This is a genomic window from Cupriavidus sp. 05L411, from assembly GCF_056398045.1.
The window spans coordinates 242,447-261,215 of sequence record NZ_JBFTOQ010000009.1; the positions used below are offsets into that span (position 1 = coordinate 242,447).

The following is an 18,769-nucleotide window of genomic DNA, read 5'->3' on the forward strand; positions in this document are numbered from 1 at the left end:
CGGTCAGGCAGCGGAGCGTTTGGCGGCGGGCGCGTCGGGCTGCGCTGCCGGCGTGATGCTGGAGACGGTGGCGCTTAGCGCTTCCACGGTAATGCGGGCCGCTTCGGCGCGGCGCAAGGCAAACCGGGTAAAGCCCACCTGGGCGACAAGGGGATCCATGCCGAACGGTCCCAGCGCGATGACCTGTACGGCTTCGCCCGGCACAAAGCCGAGTTCGCGCAGGCGGCGTGCTACCGGATCGTTAGGAGAGTTGTCATCGATCGACACGATGACAGCGGCGGTGCGCCGCGGAAGTTCAGACAACCGCATGTGGCTTCCAGTCCGTTGGCGCGAGGCACGGCACGCGGTCGGCAAACTCACACCAGGGTTGGTAAATGAAAATCGTTCCTATTGTAGCCGATTTGCATGCGGGTGTTTTGATTTCGCGCCGTTGTGCTATTAGTGCGCGAGTCGCGCGCCGCATGCATGGCGCACGACAATGCCGGCGGTCCGCAGTCGCCCCAAAGCGCACCTCAGGCAACAATCGGTTGCGCCCGACCATGCGGCACCCTGTGAGGGTGCCGCGCCTTCCTCGCTGTGCCGCAGCCCGCCCGGCCTAGAACTTGTGCCGGATGCCCGCCACCGCGCCAAGCTGGTTCAGGCCGGTGCCGATGCTGGCCTGGATGCCGTTCAGGCCGACACGCGAACCGTCCTTGTTCTTGACGTATCCGAGCGTCAGGTAGCCATCGGTGCGCTTGGACAGCGCGTAGTCCAGCGTGCCGACGAGGCTCCAGGGATCTTGCGCGCTGCGCTTGTCGTTCATCACGTAGGCCGACGCACTCAACGTCAGCGCTGGCGTAAACGCATAGCTCGCGCCGAGCCAGAACAGGTCGTTCCGGCGCGCGGCCACGGTGGGGGTGCTGCCAATGTCGCCGCTCAGCCAGCGATAGCCCGCGAACACCTTGGCGCGAGCGAACGCGTAGCTGCCGGCTACGGCAATGCGCCGGTCGCGCTGCGCCGGGTTTTGGCCGGACAGGCCGGTGGTGCCCTGCTGCTGGTCGTAGATGATTGTGGCCCCGGCGTTGCCCGTGGTGTATTCCAGCGCGGTGCTCCAGGCGCGGTCGTTCCGTGCGTTGCCGGCGGTCTCGCCCGTGATGGTGCTGGTGGTGCCTATGGTTACGGAGGTCCCGCGCGCGAACGCGTACATCGCGCTTGCCGTCAGCCCGCCGAACTTCCCTACGTACTTGGCGGCGTTGTCATAGCGTCCCGCGAGTGAGCTATCCATCAGGAACGCGGAGTAGCGCGGCGCGATGGCCATGGCGTCGTAGTTGATCAGGATGTCGTAGAGCAGGTTGTTCTGGTGGCCCGCGGTGATCCGCCCATAGGGCGTGTTCAACCCGGCATAGGCCTGCCGTCCGAACAGCCGGCCGGCCTGACCCAACGTGCCCGCATCGATATCGAAGCCGCTCTCGAGCACGAACAACGCGCTGGTGCCGCCGCCGAGATCTTCCGTGCCGCGCAGGCCCCAGCGCGAGCCGGACAGGTTGCCTGAAGCCATCCGGGCGAGGGCGTTGCCGCTGGCGTCGGCGTGGGTGAGGTATTCGATGCCGACGTCGGCGACGCCATAGAGCACCAGGCCGGACTGCGCCCAGGCGGGGGCGGACAGGGTGAGTGCTGCGATGGCGAACGCGAATATGGGCGTCAGGCGGGAGGTGTCTTTCATTGCCTTGATGTCCTTCATGTCCTTCATGTGATTTCCTTACGGCAAGTGCAAACGCAAGGCGCAAGTGGTCGCACGGGACCCGTGATGGCCGTGGCGTAGCGGTGCTGCAATGGGATTGGGTGGGGCGGGCGGCGCGCGTTGCCCCGTGGGTCTCAGTTGGCCTTGGCGAGCTGTAGCAGGCTTTCGTTAGCTTTCGTTGGGCCTTAGTCGACCCGCAGGCCGATCTGCGCGGCGAGCTTCTTCCAGCGCTCGATATCGGTGTTCACCACTTTCTGGAATTCCGCCGGGGTGCTGCTGGCGGTAGCAAATCCCAGTTGGGCGAGATTGGCCTTGACCTCCGGCTTGGCGACGGCCTTGGCGATGGCCGCGTTGAGCTTCTGCACGATGTCCGGCGGCGTGTGCGCCGGGGCCAGGATGCCAAACCACTGGTCCACGTCATAGCCACTGACCCCAAGCTCGCTCACCGAGGCCACGTCGGGCAGCAGCGGCGACCGGCCTTTGGAGGTGACGGCCAGCGCGCGCAGCTTGTTGGCCTTGAGATAAGGCACCGTGTTGCTGAGCGTGTTGATGCTGACGTCGGCCTGGCCGCCCAGCACGTCGGCGAGCGCCGGGGCGCAACCCTTATAAGGCACGTGCAGCAGGTCGATCCTGGCCGAGATCTTGAGGAGTTCGCCGGCAAGGTGCTGGGGCGTGCCGTTGCCGCAGGAGGCGTACGTCGGCGGCTTGCCCGAGCGCCCGGCTGCGAGCAGGTCATTGAACGTCTGGATCCTGGAAGAAACGGGTACGGCGATGACGGATGGCACGGATGCCACAGAGATCACCGCGCTGAAGTCCTTGCCCGGATCGAACTGCAGGTTACGGAACACACCGGGGTTGATGGCAAAGCTGCTGTTGACCACCAGCAAGGTATAGCCGTCCGACGGGCTCTTGGCGACGTACTCGGCGCCGATATTGCCGCTGGCGCCCGGCCGGTTGTCGACCACCACGGGCTGGCCCAGGCTGCGGCCCACCTCCGTACCGATCACCCGCGCCAGCGTGTCGGTTCCCCCGCCCGCCGGGAACGTCACCACCAGCCGGATCGGCTTTTGTGGAAAGTCGCCGCCGATATTGGCGCTCGCCTGCGCAGGCAGGCCGAACAGCGTGGCCCCTAGCAAGGAGATTGATGCGAGACTGCGTACCACGGATAAGGATGTCATTTTTTGCCTCATCGGTTGAAGGAAATGATAGATCAGTGCGGCAGTGCAGGCGGCGCGCTCGGACGCGCCGCTAGTCCCGCCGGATACGAATCGGTGGCCCGGCGAGCTCCGCCGAAGTGTGGGCCTGTACGCCCGCCTCCAGATCGCTGGCGGTCTCGGCGTGGATCCTGAACAGCGGTTGCCCGGCCACGAGCCGGTCCCCCACCGTGCACAGCAGGTCCACGCCAGCGCCAGGCCGGCGTGGCGCGCCGGCGCCGCGCGCAATGCCAGCGATGGCAAAGCCGTCGATGTCCGTGACGACGCCCGCTGTGCTGGCCGGTACGGTGTGGACATGGTGGCCCGGTGCATCCGGTGTCGCCCTTGCGCCCTGCGCGGCCACGATCCGGTCGAATGCGGCGCTTGCGGCCCCGCAGGCAAGCAATTCGCCCGCAATCCGCCGCCCCTCGGCGGGAGATCCCACGGCCGGGTCGAACGCAAGAATCTGTCCGGCAAAGAACAGGGCCTTCTCGCGCAGGTCCGCGGGTGCGTCGGGGCTGCCGTTGAGTACCTGCCGCACATCCCGCACTTCCAGTGCCGGGCCCACACCGCGCCCGATGGGTTTGCTGCCGTCCGTCGCGAACGCGCGCACCTGCATGCCCAGCCCCGCGCCCACCGCTTCGAACAAGACGCCCAGGGCTTGTGCTTCGGCTTGCGACTTGAGCTTCGCCTGCGGGCCGAAGGGCAGGTCGACGATCACGTGGGTCGAACCTGCCGTGTATTTCTTGGAGAGGATGGATGCCACCGACCACCGGTTGGCGTCCAGGCCGAGCGGGCGCGTGATGGCATTCATCACATCGTCGATAGCCGAGTGATTAAGGCGGCCGTTCCAGGCAATGCAGGCCCGCGCTTGCTCCACGCAGCGGCGCACGTCGTCGATGTCCAGGTCCACCCGCGCCACCGTCTCCATGGCCTCGGCGGTGCCGGCCGCGGAGGTGATCGCGCGCGACGAGGTCTTGGGCATTGCCAGCCCGAACGCCGCGACGATCGGCACCACGATCAGCGTGATGCGGCTGCCCGGCACGCCGCCCATGGAGTGCTTGTCCACCACGATGGGTTCGTCCCAGCCGATCCTGGGGGCAAAGCGCGTGCGGGCACGAGCGACGCTGACCACTTCCGCATCGGTGAGGTGCTGCGAGGCAGCCACGAGGAACGCGGTCAGCTCGATCTCCGTATAGCGGCCCTCCACCGCATCGCGCAGCACGGCTTCGTACTCGGCCTCGCTCAAGGCATCGCCGCGCAGCTTCTTGCGCAGCACATCGCGGCTGACGGGGCCGGGAATCCGGCGCAGGCGCACGATGCTGCCGGGCGCAACGCCCAGGCGATCGAAGAGGGCATCGGACAGGCCGATGTCTTCGTCCTGCAGCAAGGCCCGGCTCTCGACCACATGCAAGGCCGCGGGGATCTCGGCCGTTTCCGAGCGCACGGCCATGCGGGTCTGGCCAGCGGCAAAGGCGGGCGACACGTAAGCAATGTGCGCGTCGCCGGTGGCGATCGGCATGCGTCTTGCCTTGAGCGGCGTCGACGCCGTGCGCAGCGCTTCCAGGAAGCGCGCGATGCCCACCGCCATGGCCGCGTCGTTCGATACGCAGACGCTCGCCACGCCTGCGGGAATCGGATCGGGCATGCGCTCCAGCCTGCGTAGCACCGCGTCGCCGGATTCGCGTCCGCGCGCGGCAATGCGCTGCGCCAGCACCTGCAGCGGCGCCGTGACATGGATGACGACGAAGTTGCGCAGCTGGCCGCCCAGCGCGGCAGCAATGCCGCGCGAGCCGTTGGCGATGACGTGCCGGCCGCGCTCCAGTTCATCCAGCAAGCTGGCCGGCAGCCCATAGCGCAAGCCATGCGCTGCCCACGTGATCAGGAAGGCGTTGGCCGCCTCGCGCGCCGAGAATTCGGCCTCCGTCACGCCCTCGTGGTCCTCGCCCGGCGAACCCGTTGGCCGGGTGATGACGCGCCTGGCAAACACATAGCGCGGATCGGCCAGTAGCGCCGCCCTGGCACCGTCCATCAGCGAGTCCTTGCCCGCGCCGCTGGGGCCAACCACGAGGAAGAAGGTGCCGGCAGCTTGCACGGGCTTATCCCGCGTGGTGGAGACCGCCGCCAAAGCCGATGGCCCGACGCGGTTTGGATGGCGGGAGGCTTCCAGGCTGCTTGTGCATGTGTCGTTCCAGGTCTCGGGGTTCTTCATGGTCATCCTCTTCTTTCTCTTGGTCCCATTCCTGGTCCCATTTCGTGCCGCGTATGTCCTCAGACAATATGCTTAGATATCGAAGTACAAAGGCAATGCTAGCACCAGATGAAACCTTGTCAAGATAAGTTCGACATCTAAGAATATGCAAGAGTCAGGCCATCGCCGGGAAGGGCCGTATCCACGGCCTGTGGCGGAGATTCCAGCAATGTCTAGCAGGGAAATCCCTCTGCGGGTGCGTTGCTGCATCGTCGTGGCGCAAGCCCGCACTGATGTAGTGAGCACTACATCAGGACGAAGAAAAATGGTTGGCTGACGAATATCCACCGGGAGAGCGGCATGGCGGAGCATACGGGCGCTTTGCTAACGCGTTATCATGTTTTCCATCATCGGGCGCAGGCATGGCCGGCGCCGACAAGGACTCCCACACCGTCTTATGGCCACTTCAAAACTGACTGAAACGCAGGTGCCCGCCCAGCCAGGCGACATCGCCAACGAGCGCCTGGCGCATATGGTGAAGGACGCCGCCCGGGCCTATATCCGCGCCCTGCAGATGCGCCTGGCCGAACACACGGTCTCCTATGGGCACTGGACCATCCTGCGGATCCTCTGGGATCACGACGGTTTGTCGCAGCGGGAGCTGAGCGACCTGGCGGGCGTCACGGAGCCGACCACGTTCGCGGCGGTCAAGGCGCTGGAAGCGCTGGGCTATATCGAGCGCACGCACCTGCCTGGCAACAAGAAGAATGTCCATGTGTTCCTGACCAAGACGGGGCGCGCCCTCAAGCGCAAGCTGGTGCCGCTGGCCGAGGAGGTCAATGAGATCAGCGTGGAGGGGGTCTCGGCCGAGGACGTCGCGATTGCGCGCAAGGTGCTGATTGCCATCAACCGCAACCTGGCGAAGGACGAGGAAGAGGCCCAGGGCACGGCACGGCGTGTGCCGTCGACGCGCGAGCTGGGCCGGCTGCTGGCGGATCTTTGAACCAGTGACGGCGCTGGCGGCGAGCGCGGCATGAAAAAAGCGCGCGAGGCGGCAGCCAGGCGCGCGTCAAAGTGGCGGGAAGGAGTGACTCCCGCTCACACGGTATCTCTCACACAGTATCTTTACACCGCCAGTTCACTCTGCTTGTTCACACCGCATCGTCCAGCCCGATATCCACGGCCGGCGCGGACTGGGTGATCTTGCTGGTGGAGATGTAGTCAACGCCGGTCTCGGCGATGGGGCGGATGGTCTCGAGGTTGATGCCGCCGGACGCCTCCACCTTGGTGCGCCCGTTGACGATGGCAACGGCTTCGCGCATGTCGGGCACGGACATGTTGTCCAGCATGATCACGTCGACGCCCGCCTTCAGGGCTTCATGCACCTGGTCCAGCCGGTCGCACTCCACTTCCAGCTTGGTCAGCACGGGCAGTTGCCGGCGCGCGCGCTCCACGGCGGCGGCAATGCTGCCGCACACGGCGATATGGTTGTCCTTGATCATCACGCCGTTATCGAGCCCCAGCCGGTGATTCAGGCCGCCACCGCAGGTCACCGCGTGCTTCTCCAGCACGCGCAGCCCCGGCGTGGTCTTGCGGCTGTCGATCAGGCGCGCCTTGGTGCCGGCAATTGCCTCCACGTAGCGGGCGGTATGGTTGGCGATCCCGCACAGCCTTTGCATGATGTTCAGCGCCGTGCGCTCGGCGGTCAGCACGCTGCGCGCCGAGCCGCTCACGGCAATCAGGATGGCGCCCTTGGCGACCTTGTCGCCATCGCTCACGCGCACATCCACATGCAGCGACGGATCGTAGCGGGAGAACACGCGGGCGGCCACATCCACACCGGCGATCAGCATCGGCTCGCGCGCATTCATATAGAACGAACCCGTCTCGCCCTTCTCGATCATGGTGTGGACCGTCAGGTCGCAGGCGCCGATGTCTTCGGTCAGCCACAGGTCAATCAGCTTGTCGGTTGCAAATGGGTCGTACATGCTTGGCTCCAGGGTTCCGGGGGTCCGGTGGGTTGGTGTCGCGGTCTTGATGTGAATGCAAAAAAATACTTAGATATCGAAGTACGTATGGCAATCCTAGCAGTTGCCGTGGCCTTGTCAAGTAATGTTCGACATCTAAGAATAATTTCGCGGCGACGCGCGATGTCCCGGCCTGTCATAAAATGCATGTCGACGCACGGCCGGGCCAGGCCCCGGCCTTCCTGACATGCACAGACGGAGCACAAGACATGATTCTCGAAATAGCGCAGTTCCAGATCAAACCGGGCACGGAGTCGGACTTCGAGGCAGCGGTTGCCAAGGCGGCGCCGCTCTTCAAGCGCGCCCGCGGCTGCCACGCCATGCGGCTGCTCAGGTCGATCGAAAACCCCTCGCACTTCACGCTGGAGGTCAAGTGGGAGACGGTCGAGAACCACATGGTGGATTTCCGCGAATCCGCGGACTTCGCCGAATGGCGCAAGCTGGTTGGCGATTACTTTGCCGCTGCGCCCGACGTGGGCCATGTCAGCGTGGCGGTTGAGGGGTTCTGAATCCGCACTGGCGGGGCAAACCTCCCCCGCTTGAGTAGGGTCCCGAATAACGCAATTGCGTTATTGGTGGGGGACAGTGCGGCGGGTAAGCTGCTTGCACGCTGAACACCCCGTTCCACGCGTATTTGACATGCCACCTGCCGGTAAAGCAGGTGGCATTTTCTTTGTTGATCTAGTGTTTACCCTGACTATGTTCGCCATCGCAGGCGCTCGCCGCATCTTGGGGTGAGCCAGGAGGGCCAGGCCCTCCTGCCGTCCCACCTCCTTATTTCTCATCCCGCATCTTCTCCAGGAAGCGGTCGCGCGCGGGCTCGTCCGTTCCCGCCTTCCAGACGCAATACACCTCCGACGGCACCGTCGCCTGCGCCAGCGGCAAAAACACCGCCCCCGCCATCGCCGACCTTTGCAGCGCCGCCGGCACCAGTGCCACGCCGGTTCCTTGCGACACCAGGGACACCACCGACAGCCAGTGCCGCACCTCATGCCGGATCTGCGGATAGAAGCCTTGCGCCGCGCACATCTCGAAGATGCGGTTGTAGTAGTCGGGCGAGGCCTTGCGGGAGAACAGCACGAAGGGCTCGCCGCGCAACTCGCTCAGCGCCACGGTGGCCTGGCGCGCCAGGGGATGGTCATGCGGCACGCAGCACAGGAAGGGCTCGCTATGGACCAGCGCGGTGGCCAGTTCGTTGGGCACGCGGTCGGTGTGGATGAAGCCGGCATCCAGCCCGTCATGCAGCAGCGCGTCGATCTGCTCCTGTGAGTTGAGTTCCGTCAGCGCCACCTGGATGCCGGGGTAGCCGGCCTGGAACGCCCGCAGGCGCTGGGGCAGGCCGCGGTACAGCATGGAGCCGACGAAGCCGATGCGCAGCCGCCCGACGGCGCCGGCCTCGATCTCGCGGGCCAGCAGGCGGGCCTCTTCGGCCTGGGCCAGCAGCGCGCTGGCCGATTCGCGAAAGGCCCGGCCGGCGGCGGTCAGGCGCACGCCGCGGCTGTCGCGCTCGAACAGGCGTGCGCCCACCGAGGCTTCCAGCTGCTGGATATTGAGCGATAGCGGCGGCTGCGAGATCGACAGGCGGCGGGCGGCCCTGCCGAAGTGGAGTTCTTCGGCGAGGACGAGGAAGTAGCGCAGGTGACGGAATTCCATGGCGATATAAAAAATATATGGACCAAGCCAATTTTAGAATTAGACACGAATCGCCGGACTTTGAATAATGCAGACAAAGTATCCGGCGCCAACTGCCGGCACACACAGGAGATACCCCATGCAGACCAGCGCAGCGCGCCAAACTGTCGTTTCGGCCACTTTGTCCGCCTCGCCCGCCTCGGCCGCGCCCGCACCCTCTGCCACGCCCGCGCATCCGGTGCCGGACCAGCAAGGCGTCAACCTGTTTGCCAGCGACCCGGACCTGCGCGCGCTGCTGCCGCTCTACCTCCCGCCCGACCTGTTCGCCCACCTGCTGCCCCACCTCGATCGCATGGGCGCGCTGGCCGGCGGCGTGCTGGACGAACTCGCGCATATCGCCGACCAGAACAAGCCCACCTTGTCGCACCGGACGCGCACCGGCATCGATGCCCAGCGCATCGACAAGCATCCCGCTTACGTGGAGCTTGAGAAGGTGGCGTTCTCCGAGTTCGGCCTGGCGGCGGCATCACACCGTGGCGGCGTCCTCGGCTGGGACAAGCCGATGCCCGCCGCGGCCAAGTACGCGCTGACCTACCTGTTCGTGCAGGCCGAGTTCGGCCTGTGCTGCCCGCTGTCGATGACCGATTCGCTGACCCGCACCTTGCGCAAGTTCGGCGACCCGGCGGTGGTCGAGCGCTTCCTGCCGAACCTCACCACGCAGGTCTTCGAGGACCTGCACCAGGGCGCCATGTTCATGACCGAGCAAGGCGCGGGCTCCGACGTGGCCGCCACCACCACCCGCGCCGCGCGCGATGCGCAGGCAGAGGGCGGCTGGCGCCTGTCGGGCGACAAATGGTTCTGCTCCAACCCGGACGCCGCGCTGGCGATGGTGCTGGCCCGCGTCGAGGACGAAAACGGCGAGGCCGCACCCGGCATCAAGGGCGTGTCGCTGTTCCTGCTGCCGCGCACGCTGGCCGATGGCAGCGCCAACCACTACCGCATCATCCGGCTCAAGGACAAGCTTGGCACGCGCTCCATGGCCAGCGGCGAGATCCGCCTGGAAGGCGCGCATGCCTACCTGGTGGGTGAGCTCGGCCGGGGCTTTGTGCAGATGGCCGACATGATCAACAACTCGCGCCTGTCCAACGGCGTGCGGGCGGCCGGCCTGATGCGCCGCGCCTTGTCCGAGGGCCAGTTCATCGCGCGTGAGCGCCGCGCCTTTGGCAAGCGCCTGCTGGACATGCCGCTGATGCGCCGCCAGCTGCTCAAGCTCGCGCTGCCCACCGAGCAGGCCCGCACCATGGTGTTCCAGACCGCCGAGGCGCTGCGCCGCGCCGACGCCGGCGAGGCTGATGCCTATGCGCTGATGCGCGTGCTGACGCCGCTGATCAAGTTCCGCGCCTGCCGCGATGCGCGCAAGGTCACCGGCGACGCCATGGAGATGCGTGGCGGCTGCGGCTATATCGAGGAATGGAGCGACCCGCGCCTGGTGCGCGACGCGCATCTCGGCTCGATCTGGGAAGGCACCAGCAATATCGTTGCCCTTGACGTGCTGCGTGCCATCCGCCGCGAAGGCGCGCTGCCCGTGCTGGAAACCCACCTCGCGGGCTTGCTGCAAGCCACGCCGATGCATGCCGGGGCGCGCGCCACGTTTACTGCGGCAATCGCCGGGGCTGCGAAGCTGGCTGCCCGCGCCGCCGAAGCCGGTGCCGATGGCGACGTGCTGGCGCGCCAGGCCGCCTCCGCGCTGTACCACGTGACCAGCGCGGTCGCCATGGCCTGGGAGGCCGGCCGCATCGGCTCGGTACGGCGTATGCGCCTGGCCCAGCTGGTGCTGCTCCATCGCGTGCTGCCCCAGGATCCGCTGGCCGGCGAGGCCGAGCCTTACTGGATGGCCGACACCATTGCGCCGCCCGCCGACGGCGCCGTGAGCGCCACCGGCGAGGTGGCGCAGGTCAACCTCTTCTGACGCATTACCGCAAATCCGACAAGCCCCCGCGGCGCCGCATCGGCTGCCCGGCGCAAGAAGACCTAAACCAGGAGACAACCATGACCCTCTGGCAACGCCTCGCCGCTGTCGCCGCCTGCACCCTCTGCGTGGGCATTGCCCCCGCGCTGGCGCAGAAGGACTTTCCGTCCAAGCCCATCATGATGATCGTGACCTACCCGCCCGGCGGCCCCACCGACGTGATGGCGCGCACCCTGGCGTCCGCGCTCAAGGGCAGCCTTGGCCAGACCGTGGTGGTGGAAAACCGCGCCGGCGCCGGCGGCAACATCGGCGCCGAAGCCGTGGCGCGCGCGGAGCCGGATGGCTACACGCTGATGTTCGGCACCTCGGCCCCGCTGGCGATCAATGTCAGCCTGTACCGCAAGATCAACTACGACCCGGTCAAGAGCTTCGCGCCGATCATCCAGATCGGCCAGTTGCCCAACGTGCTGGTGGTGAACCCCTCGGTGCCCGCCAAGACCGTCGGTGAGCTGATCGCCTACGGCAAGGCCAACCCGGGCAAGCTGACCTATGCCTCGTCCGGCAATGGCGCGTCCTCGCACCTGGCCGGCGTGCTGTTCAACAACCTGGCCGGCACGGACTTCCGCCATATTCCTTACAAGGGCACCGGCCCTGCGCTCAACGACCTGCTTGGCGGCCAGGTGAGCATGAGCTTCACCGACGTGCTGACCGCGCTGCCCTTTATCAAGAGCGGCAAGTTTCGCGTGCTGGGCGTGACCACCAAGAGCCGCTCGCAGGCGCTGCCCGATGTGCCCACCGTGGCCGAGCAGGGCGTGCCCGGCTTCGACGTCTCGGTGTTCTTCGGCGTGGTCGCCCCGGCCGGCACGCCGCCGGCGGTCATCGCCAAGCTCAACCATGCCTTTGCCGATGCGCTGCAACAGCCCGAAGTGCGCAAGACCCTGCAGGCGCAAGGGCTGGAACTGCCGCCGTCGACGTCGCCCGAGCAGCTTGGCAGCTTCGTCAAGGCAGAGGTGACCAAATGGCGCGGCGTGGTGCAGAAATCGGGGGCGCAGCTGGACTGAGCCAGGGGCACGCTCCGCCAAGCCAGGCTATGAATCATGGCCGGTTCGGCGGTAGTATCGACGTTTGCCAACCTGCGTGCAGTCCAATGCACCTGGCGGCATGGGGGCGAATTCGTGGGCATCGCGGCATAGCGGTGCCCGTTTTGCCTTCATGCGGCCCCAACCTACTCTGTGCCCGCCATGACCGATCTCTCCTCGCCCGCGCCCGTCAACGAATTTGCCGGTGAAGCGCCGGGCCTGCTGTTTGCCCTGCCGATGCCCATGGCCCGCGTGTTCGGCCTGACCGGCGTGCACATCAACGCCAAAGAGGCGCGCGTGAGCATGGCCTACCACCCGGACCACACCAACAGCCGCGGCGACGTGCACGGCGGCGCGCTGGCCACGCTGCTCGATTGCGCGCTGTCCTGCGCCGCGCGTGGCCACGATCCGCGCCGCTTTGGCGTGGCCACGATCGACCTGTCGGTGCATTTCACCGCGCCCGGGCGCGGCGAGCTGACCGCCACCGCCTGGTGCGAGCGGCGCGGCCGTTCCCTGTGCTTTGCGCGCGGCGAGATCCGCGACGCGCAGGGCGAGCTGCTGGCGCTGGCCACCGGCACCTTCAAGCTGCTGGATCGCACGCCCGCGCCGGCCGCCTGAGCCAACCCGCGTTTTTCGTCGCACGTTCATCGCCGCAGTTATGGAACCCCTCTCATGAGCAAACTCCCTGTCTCGCCCGGCGCGCTCGCCGGCATCCGCGTGGTCGATCTCTCCCGCATCCTGGGCGGGCCGTTCTGCGGCCAGATCCTTGGCGACCATGGCGCCGACGTGCTGAAGATCGAGCCGCCCCAGGGCGACGATACCCGCACCTGGGGCCCTCCGTTCAAGGACGGCGTGGCCTCTTATTACTTCGGCCTGAACCGCAACAAGCGCGTGATGCGGCTGGACCTGACCGCCGATGCCGACCGCGAGGTGCTGCTTGCCCTGCTGGCCGACGCCGACGTACTGGTCGAGAACTTCAAGACCGGCACGCTGGAAAAATGGGGGCTGGGGTTTGACGCGCTGTCGGCGCGCTTCCCGCGCCTGGTGCACTGCCGGGTTTCCGGCTTTGGCGCGGATGGCCCGCTGGGTGGCCTGCCCGGCTACGACGCGGCCATCCAGGCCATGGCGGGCATCATGAGCATCAACGGCGAAGCCGGCGGCGACGCGCTGCGCGTGGGCTTGCCGGTGGTGGACATGGTCACCGGGCTGAACGCCGCGCTGGGCGTATTGCTGGCCCTGCAGGAGCGCGAGCGCAGCGGGCGCGGCCAGTTTGTCGAGGCGGCGCTGTACGACTCGGGCCTGTCGTTGCTGCATCCGCACGCGGCCAACTGGTTCATGAGCGGCAAGGAGCCGACCCGCACCGGCAACGCGCACCCGAACATCTACCCGTACGACACCGTCGCCACCGCCACCGACCCGATCTTTCTCGCAGTCGGCAACGATCGCCAGTTCCGCATCCTGTGCGAGCACCTGGAGATGCCGGGGTTTGCCGACGATGAGCGCTATGCCACCGCTGGCGCGCGCTCGGTCAACCGTGCCACGCTCAAGGTGGAGCTGGAAGCGCGCATGGGCAAGCTGGATGGCAAGGTGCTGGCCGATACGCTGGTGGCCGCCGGCGTGCCGTGCGCGCCGGTGCTGTCGGTGGCGGATGCCTTGCAGCATCCGCACACCGTCCACCGCGAGATGGTGGTGGAGATGGCGGATGGCTACAAGGGCCTTGGGTCGCCCGTCAAGCTTAGCCGCACGCCCGCCACCTACCGCTACGCGCCGCTGGCCGAGGGCGACCAGTTCCTGCCGCGCGACGCCGCCAACGACAGCCAGTAAGCGGCGGGGCTGTGCCCGCTCGGTGGGTGAGTGGGTCAGTGGGACAGTAGGTCAGTAGGTCAGTGGGGAATCATCCCCGTGAACACATAAGCCTGCAGCATGGTGATGATGCCCACGATCACCGCGAACAGCAGGCTGTGCTTCACGGTAAAGCGGAACAGCTCGGATTCCTTGCCGACCAGCCCGGTGGCCGCGCAGGCTACCGCGATGGATTGCGGCGAGATCATCTTGCCGGTCACGCCGCCGGTGGTGTTGGCCGCCACCAGCAGCGTGTCGGATACGCCGATCTGGTGCGCGGTGGTGCTCTGCAACGAGCAGAACAGCGCATTGGACGACGTGTCCGAGCCCGTCAGGAACACGCCCAGCCAGCCCAGGAAGGGCGAGAAGAACGGAAACGCCGCGCCCGTGCCGGCCAGCAGCAGTGCCAGTGTCGACGACATGCCCGAGTAGTTGGCGACAAAGGCGAAGCCCAGCACCAGCCCGATCGACAGGATCGGGCGGCGCAGCTCCATCAGCGTCTCGCCGAAGGTGGCCAGCGCAGCGCCTGGCTTCATGCGCAGCAGCACGGCAGAGATCAGCGCGGTCAGCAGGATGGCGGTGCCCACCGCCGATACCAGGTCGAGCTTGAACACCGCCTCGTAGGCCTTGGGCTGTGCCACGATCGGCGCGGCCTTGATCACCAGCTGGTCCAGCGCCGGCACATGGAACTTCAGCACCCACCCAGCCAGCGCGCCGTTGCCGGCGAACAGCGCCTTGAACGACGGCAGGCTCCACACCGTCACGATGGCGGTGAGGATGCCGAACGGCGCCCACGCGCGCACGGTCTGCGCCACGGTGTAGGGCGAGGCGCGGCGGTTGTTGCCCGCCCCGTCGCCCGCACCGTTGCCGAAGCTGCCCGCATCGCTTGCCAACCCGCCACCCATGCGCGCCAGTGCTGCCGCACCGCCGCCCGCCTTCACCGCGCCGCCAGCCCGCTGGCTTGCGCTCTTGGGCTGCCACACCTTGAGAAACAGCGTCAGCGACACCAGGCTCACCAGCGCCGACGTGATGTCCGGCAACTCCGGCCCGATATGGTTCGAGGTGAAATACTGCGTCACCGAGAAGCTCGCGCCGGTCACCAGCGCCGCCGGCCACGTCTCTTTCACGCCGCGCTTGCCGTCCATGATGAACACCAGCCAGAACGGCACCGCCAGCGACAGCAGCGGCAATTGCCGGCCCGCCATCGCGCCGATGTGCATGGCATCGATGCCGGTCACCTGGCCCGCCACGATGATGGGAATGCCCATGGCGCCGAAGGCCACCGGCGCGGTATTGGCGATCAGGCACAGGCCCGCCGCATAGAGCGGGTTGAAGCCCAGGCCCACCAGCAGGGCTGCGGTGATGGCCACCGGCGCACCAAAGCCCGCGGCGCCTTCCAGGAAGGCGCCGAAGGCAAAGCCGATCAGCAGCATCTGCAGGCGCTGGTCATCGGTGATGGCCAGCACGGACGCGCGGATGATGTCGAACTGCCCGGTCTTCACCACGATCTTGTAGAGGAACACCGCGGTCACGATGATCCACGCGATCGGCCACAGGCCGTAGGCAAAGCCGAAGCCCGCAGCGGCGAGCGCCTGCGGCACCGGCATGCCGTAGGCGAAGATGGCCACTCCGATGGCGAGGAGCAGCGTGATGGCTGCTGCCACGTGGCCTTTCATGCGCAGCACGGCCAGGGCGAGGAAGAAGAAGAGGATGGGTAGCGCTGCCGCGAGTGCGGACAGCCATAGGCTGCCTAGTGGTGTGTAGGTCTGGGTCCAGGGTTGCACGGTGGGTCTCCTCCGGGGATTGCGTTTGAGTGATCTGGATTGGGGCGTTTTGTTGCTTGTGTTTTTTTGTCTTGTTTTTGTTGCCTGACTGCGAAGTCAAAGGATTAAGGTCAAAGGCGGTTTCACCACCCCTGCGGGGCGGCGACCTACTTTCTTGTCTTGCCAAGAAAGTAGGCAAAGAAGGCGCTCCATACGGCCTGGTAAACCTTCACGGCTCGCTTTGCATCGCGTGGGGGGCTCGCTTCGCATTGCTGTGGTCTGCTGGCGGGCCTTTGGTCAGCGCATTTGTTGTGTCTGTTCCTGGTGCCTGCTTACTCTGCCTGCCCACGCTCGCGCAGCAAGTCCGACAGACTGCGCGGCGCTGGGGTAAGCGGTGCGCGGTGCCGGGTCCACCCGAGCTGCTGTTTTGGGGTCAGCACCCGCAGCCGCGTGGCGGCCCAGCGGAACAGCCGGTAGGCGAGCGGATGCGCGAACGCGCCGCTCCAGAAGCGCCAGACCAGGTGCTCGCCGCGACTGAACTTGGCGCCCTGGCCGCGCAGCGGATGCGCAACCTGTTCGTCGGGATCGCGGTTGGCTTCGGTGCGCAGGCGGATCAGCAATTGCGGAATCGGGATGCGCACGGGGCAGACTTCGCCGCAGGCGCCGCACAGGCTGGAGGCGGTGGCGAGGTCCGCCGTGGCATCGAGCCCGAGCAGGTGCGGCGAGATGATCTTGCCGATCGGCCCGGGGTAGGTGGTGCCGTAGGCATGGCCGCCGATGCGCGTGTACACCGGGCAATGGTTCATGCACGCGCCGCAGCGGATGCACTGCAGCGTGGCGCGCAGTTGCGCATCGGCATAGGCCTGGCTGCGGCCGTTATCCAGCAGCACCAGGTGCACCTCGCGCGGGCCGTCACGCTCGTCCGCGCGGCGCGGGCCGGAGATCAGGTTGAAGTAGGTGGTGATGGCCTGCCCGGTGGCCGAGCGCGTCAACAGGCTGGCCAGCGGCACGATGTGCTCAAGCCGGGCCACCACCTTCTCCATGCCCATGATGGCGATATGCACATCGGGCACGGTGGTGGACAGGCGGCCGTTGCCCTCGTTTTCCACCAGCCACAGCGTGCCGGTGTCGGCGGCGGCAAAGTTCACGCCGGACAGGCCGATGTCCGCGTTGACGAATTCCTGGCGCAGCGCGCGCCGGCCGGTCTGGATCAGTTCGTCCACGTCCTCGGTATAGGGCGTGCCGGGGATATGCTGCTCGAACAGCTCGGCAATGTCACCGCGCGTCTTGTGGATGGCCGGCATCACGATGTGCGACGGTTTCTCGCCCGCGAGCTGCACGATGTACTCGCCCATGTCGGACTCGATGCAGTCGATGCCACGCTCGGCCAGGTAATGGTTCAGCTCGATTTCCTCGCTGGCCATCGACTTGCCCTTGATCACGCGGCTTGCCTGGCGCGCCTGCGCGATGCCGTGCACGATCGCATTGGCCTCGTCCGCGGTCTCGGCCCAGTGCACCTGTACGCCGGCCGCAGTGAGCTTGTCCTCCAGTTGTACCAGCAGGTCCGGCAGTTGCGACAGCGCGTGCTGGCGGATCGCTTCGCCCAGGTCGCGCAGTTGCTCCAGCTCATCGCCGTCGGGGAACTGCACCGCGCGCTTGGCCTGGAGGAAATCCATGGCGCCACGGAAGCTGCTGCGCAGCTTGGGGTCGTCCAGCGCCGCGCGCGAGCGCGCCTTGAAGTCCGCGGCGGGCACGAAGTGCAGGGGGGCGGCGCTGCCCCGGGCAGTCGTCGATGTACTCATTGCGCGGCTCCCGTCCCGGCGCTGCCGGTCACGATAATGACCCACAGCTCGCGCGGGCCATGCGCGCCGTAGGCCAACGTTTGCTGGATGTCCGAGGTCTTGGATGGGCCGGATACCAGCACCAGGTTGGTCGGCATGCCCGCGCTCCAGCGCTCGGCGCGCGCGGCGCAATGCAGGTCCGGATGCAGCGTCTCGGCGTACACCAGCGCGATATGCAGCGGCGGCACCAGCGAGACCGTGCGCGGCGTTTGCGCGTCGGGCGCCAGCACCAGCGTGCCGGTGGCGGCAATGCCGGAGCGCGCCACGGTGAAGCCCGCGTCCACGGTGTCGAAGAGTTCCGCCTTCCATGCTTCGATGGGGCGCGCGTAAGACAGCGGCGCCACGCTGGCGGGCAAGGCGCGCACCAGTGCGGCGCCTTGCGCGGAGGCGGGGTCCAGCAGCAGGCGGCGCACGCCGGCGGCAGCGAGCCTGCCTGCAAGTTGCGCGGGCCAGGCCTCGGCGCTGGCGCACCACGCCAGCGCGTGCGATGCGCTCAGTGCCGCCTGCATGGCCTGCGCCAGCTCTGCGGGGGTGGCCGCCTCGCGGCGGGCGTCATAGTGCGCGTCGATGCGCGCATCCAGCTGGCTGGCATCGGCAGTGGTAGCGGGTGCGGCTGCGCGTAGCCGGCCCAGCATGCGCTCGCGGGCGCTCAGTGTGCTCATGCTTGCTCCTTGGCGGCGCCGCCGGTACGCCGCCACAGGAAGGTGGCGAGATGCTCGACAGGCAGCGGCGCCCCCTGGTGCCTGGCCGCATGCCCGATATTGAGCAGGCAGCCGCAGTCGGCTGAGACCAGGCGGTCGCAGCCGGTGGCGCAGGCCGAGGCGATCTTGTCCTGCACCATGGCGCCGGAGATGTCGGGATGCTTGAGCGAGAAGGTGCCGCCAAAGCCGCAGCATTCGGATTCGCGCTGATGCTCGGCACGCGTGACGCCGGGCAGGGCGTCGACGAGTGCCACGCCATGGTCGCGCGTACCCATTTCTCGACGGGCGGCGCAGGAGGTGTGCAGCACCACGGTTTCGGGCGGCTGGCCGGCGACGCCGCTCACGTCGAAGCGGACTTTCAGCACGTGCAGCAGGAATTCGCTCAGCTCGTACACGCGCTCGGCCAGCAGGGCGGCCTTGGGGCCGGCCACGGGATCCTCCGCGAACAGCTGCGGCCAGTGGTGCCGCATCATCCCGGCGCAAGAGCCAGAGGGCACGATCACCGGCCACGGTTCGGCGAACAGATCCAGTTGGGCCAACGCCACCGCCCGGGCCTGTGCCGGGTTGCCGCTGCTATAGGCAGGCTGTCCGCAGCAGCTTTGCCCACGCGGGAAGTGCACGGTCAGGCCCTCTCGCTCCAGCAGCCGCACGGCGTCCAGGCCGGCTTGCGGCACGAACATGTCGACCAGGCAGGTGGCGAACAGGTAGACCTGTGCCGGGGCAGGGGGATAGCGCCTTTGCTTCATGTCTCGCTCCGTGGTGCGGCCGCCTGGCTGTGGGGCCCAGGGCTGGCCGTTGTTTGAGCGCATAA

Annotated in this window: 16 protein-coding genes; 6 read left to right on the forward strand and 10 right to left on the reverse strand. The window is 67.1% G+C overall.

Annotated elements, in window-relative coordinates:
* Positions 1-3: 3 nt before the first annotated feature.
* The 4 genes from AC1DQR_RS13910 to phnN all read right to left on the reverse strand — a co-directional run bounded on the left by AC1DQR_RS13910 (position 4) and on the right by phnN (position 5,008).
* On the reverse strand, positions 4-309 hold the full coding sequence (locus tag AC1DQR_RS13910; protein ID WP_174426149.1) for a FeoA family protein: 306 nt from the start codon (positions 307-309) through the stop codon (positions 4-6).
* 286 nt (positions 310-595) lie between these two features.
* A complete protein-coding gene (locus AC1DQR_RS13915; protein WP_416053334.1) occupies positions 596-1,720 on the reverse strand; it encodes a porin in 1,125 nt (374 codons plus the stop codon).
* Positions 1,721-1,905: 185 nt separating this feature from the next.
* Positions 1,906-2,898, reverse strand: a complete 993-nt coding sequence (locus AC1DQR_RS13920) for a tripartite tricarboxylate transporter substrate binding protein (protein WP_477133161.1) — start codon at positions 2,896-2,898, stop codon at positions 1,906-1,908.
* A 70-nt stretch (positions 2,899-2,968) separates the two neighbouring features.
* Positions 2,969-5,008 carry a phosphonate metabolism protein/1,5-bisphosphokinase (PRPP-forming) PhnN gene (gene phnN, locus AC1DQR_RS13925; protein ID WP_416053333.1) on the reverse strand — a complete coding sequence of 680 codons (2,040 nt, stop codon included), beginning with the start codon at positions 5,006-5,008 and terminating at the stop codon, positions 2,969-2,971.
* Positions 5,009-5,561: 553 nt separating this feature from the next.
* Between phnN and AC1DQR_RS13930 the strand changes: the two genes are divergently transcribed.
* Entirely contained in the window at positions 5,562-6,107 is a 546-nt protein-coding gene (locus tag AC1DQR_RS13930; RefSeq protein ID WP_174426145.1) for a MarR family winged helix-turn-helix transcriptional regulator, read from the forward strand.
* A gap of 148 nt (positions 6,108-6,255) precedes the next feature.
* On the opposite strand, the gene nadC is transcribed toward AC1DQR_RS13930, so the two are convergent.
* Positions 6,256-7,092 (reverse strand): carboxylating nicotinate-nucleotide diphosphorylase, encoded by an 837-nt coding sequence (gene nadC / locus AC1DQR_RS13935; protein ID WP_416051251.1) that lies wholly within the window; start codon positions 7,090-7,092, stop codon positions 6,256-6,258.
* A gap of 248 nt (positions 7,093-7,340) precedes the next feature.
* On the opposite strand from nadC, the gene AC1DQR_RS13940 reads away from it, so the two are divergent.
* On the forward strand, positions 7,341-7,640 hold the full coding sequence (locus tag AC1DQR_RS13940; protein ID WP_416051250.1) for an antibiotic biosynthesis monooxygenase family protein: 300 nt from the start codon (positions 7,341-7,343) through the stop codon (positions 7,638-7,640).
* A 265-nt stretch (positions 7,641-7,905) separates the two neighbouring features.
* On the opposite strand, the gene AC1DQR_RS13945 is transcribed toward AC1DQR_RS13940, so the two are convergent.
* A complete protein-coding gene (locus AC1DQR_RS13945) occupies positions 7,906-8,784 on the reverse strand; it encodes a LysR family transcriptional regulator (RefSeq protein WP_416051249.1) in 879 nt (292 codons plus the stop codon).
* 118 nt (positions 8,785-8,902) lie between these two features.
* On the opposite strand from AC1DQR_RS13945, the gene AC1DQR_RS13950 reads away from it, so the two are divergent.
* From AC1DQR_RS13950 to AC1DQR_RS13965, 4 genes are all read left to right on the forward strand, one after another.
* Entirely contained in the window at positions 8,903-10,732 is a 1,830-nt protein-coding gene (locus AC1DQR_RS13950) for an acyl-CoA dehydrogenase family protein (protein ID WP_477133162.1), read from the forward strand.
* Between the two features lie 80 nt (positions 10,733-10,812).
* A complete protein-coding gene (locus AC1DQR_RS13955) occupies positions 10,813-11,793 on the forward strand; it encodes a Bug family tripartite tricarboxylate transporter substrate binding protein (RefSeq protein ID WP_416051247.1) in 981 nt (326 codons plus the stop codon).
* Between the two features lie 180 nt (positions 11,794-11,973).
* On the forward strand, positions 11,974-12,429 hold the full coding sequence (locus tag AC1DQR_RS13960) for a PaaI family thioesterase (RefSeq protein ID WP_150986475.1): 456 nt from the start codon (positions 11,974-11,976) through the stop codon (positions 12,427-12,429).
* Positions 12,430-12,483: 54 nt separating this feature from the next.
* Positions 12,484-13,635, forward strand: coding sequence for a CaiB/BaiF CoA transferase family protein (locus tag AC1DQR_RS13965; RefSeq protein ID WP_416051246.1), 1,152 nt, complete (start codon positions 12,484-12,486; stop codon positions 13,633-13,635).
* Positions 13,636-13,694: 59 nt separating this feature from the next.
* On the opposite strand, the gene AC1DQR_RS13970 is transcribed toward AC1DQR_RS13965, so the two are convergent.
* The 4 genes from AC1DQR_RS13970 to AC1DQR_RS13985 all read right to left on the reverse strand — a co-directional run bounded on the left by AC1DQR_RS13970 (position 13,695) and on the right by AC1DQR_RS13985 (position 18,704).
* The gene (locus AC1DQR_RS13970; RefSeq protein WP_416051245.1) at positions 13,695-15,437 is read right to left on the reverse strand and encodes a lactate permease LctP family transporter; all 1,743 of its coding nucleotides are present in this window, start codon (positions 15,435-15,437) and stop codon (positions 13,695-13,697) included.
* A 311-nt stretch (positions 15,438-15,748) separates the two neighbouring features.
* Entirely contained in the window at positions 15,749-17,218 is a 1,470-nt protein-coding gene (locus tag AC1DQR_RS13975; RefSeq protein ID WP_477133163.1) for a LutB/LldF family L-lactate oxidation iron-sulfur protein, read from the reverse strand.
* Positions 17,215-17,919: a LutC/YkgG family protein gene (locus AC1DQR_RS13980; RefSeq protein WP_416051243.1), complete on the reverse strand. Its 705-nt coding sequence runs from the start codon at positions 17,917-17,919 to the stop codon at positions 17,215-17,217. The genes AC1DQR_RS13975 and AC1DQR_RS13980 overlap by 4 nt, the downstream gene beginning before the upstream one ends.
* Positions 17,916-18,704: a (Fe-S)-binding protein gene (locus tag AC1DQR_RS13985; RefSeq protein WP_477133164.1), complete on the reverse strand. Its 789-nt coding sequence runs from the start codon at positions 18,702-18,704 to the stop codon at positions 17,916-17,918. Before AC1DQR_RS13985 ends, AC1DQR_RS13980 begins: the two co-directional genes overlap by 4 nt.
* Positions 18,705-18,769 lie beyond the last annotated feature (65 nt).

Bases quoted from the DNA above. Each gene is read 5' to 3' on its own strand.
- AC1DQR_RS13915 (WP_416053334.1), bottom strand. From the start codon at position 1,720: ATGAAGGACATCAAGGCAATGAAAGACACCTCCCGCCTGACGCCCATA.
- AC1DQR_RS13950 (WP_477133162.1), top strand. From the start codon at position 8,903: ATGCAGACCAGCGCAGCGCGCCAAACTGTCGTTTCGGCCACTTTGTCC.
- AC1DQR_RS13930 (WP_174426145.1), top strand. From the start codon at position 5,562: ATGGCCACTTCAAAACTGACTGAAACGCAGGTGCCCGCCCAGCCAGGC.
- AC1DQR_RS13920 (WP_477133161.1), bottom strand. From the start codon at position 2,898: ATGACATCCTTATCCGTGGTACGCAGTCTCGCATCAATCTCCTTGCTA.
- AC1DQR_RS13945 (WP_416051249.1), bottom strand. From the start codon at position 8,784: ATGGAATTCCGTCACCTGCGCTACTTCCTCGTCCTCGCCGAAGAACTC.
- AC1DQR_RS13910 (WP_174426149.1), bottom strand. From the start codon at position 309: ATGCGGTTGTCTGAACTTCCGCGGCGCACCGCCGCTGTCATCGTGTCG.
- AC1DQR_RS13960 (WP_150986475.1), top strand. From the start codon at position 11,974: ATGACCGATCTCTCCTCGCCCGCGCCCGTCAACGAATTTGCCGGTGAA.
- AC1DQR_RS13975 (WP_477133163.1), bottom strand. From the start codon at position 17,218: ATGAGTACATCGACGACTGCCCGGGGCAGCGCCGCCCCCCTGCACTTC.
- AC1DQR_RS13955 (WP_416051247.1), top strand. From the start codon at position 10,813: ATGACCCTCTGGCAACGCCTCGCCGCTGTCGCCGCCTGCACCCTCTGC.
- AC1DQR_RS13985 (WP_477133164.1), bottom strand. From the start codon at position 18,704: ATGAAGCAAAGGCGCTATCCCCCTGCCCCGGCACAGGTCTACCTGTTC.
- AC1DQR_RS13940 (WP_416051250.1), top strand. From the start codon at position 7,341: ATGATTCTCGAAATAGCGCAGTTCCAGATCAAACCGGGCACGGAGTCG.
- nadC (WP_416051251.1), bottom strand. From the start codon at position 7,092: ATGTACGACCCATTTGCAACCGACAAGCTGATTGACCTGTGGCTGACC.
- AC1DQR_RS13965 (WP_416051246.1), top strand. From the start codon at position 12,484: ATGAGCAAACTCCCTGTCTCGCCCGGCGCGCTCGCCGGCATCCGCGTG.
- AC1DQR_RS13980 (WP_416051243.1), bottom strand. From the start codon at position 17,919: ATGAGCACACTGAGCGCCCGCGAGCGCATGCTGGGCCGGCTACGCGCA.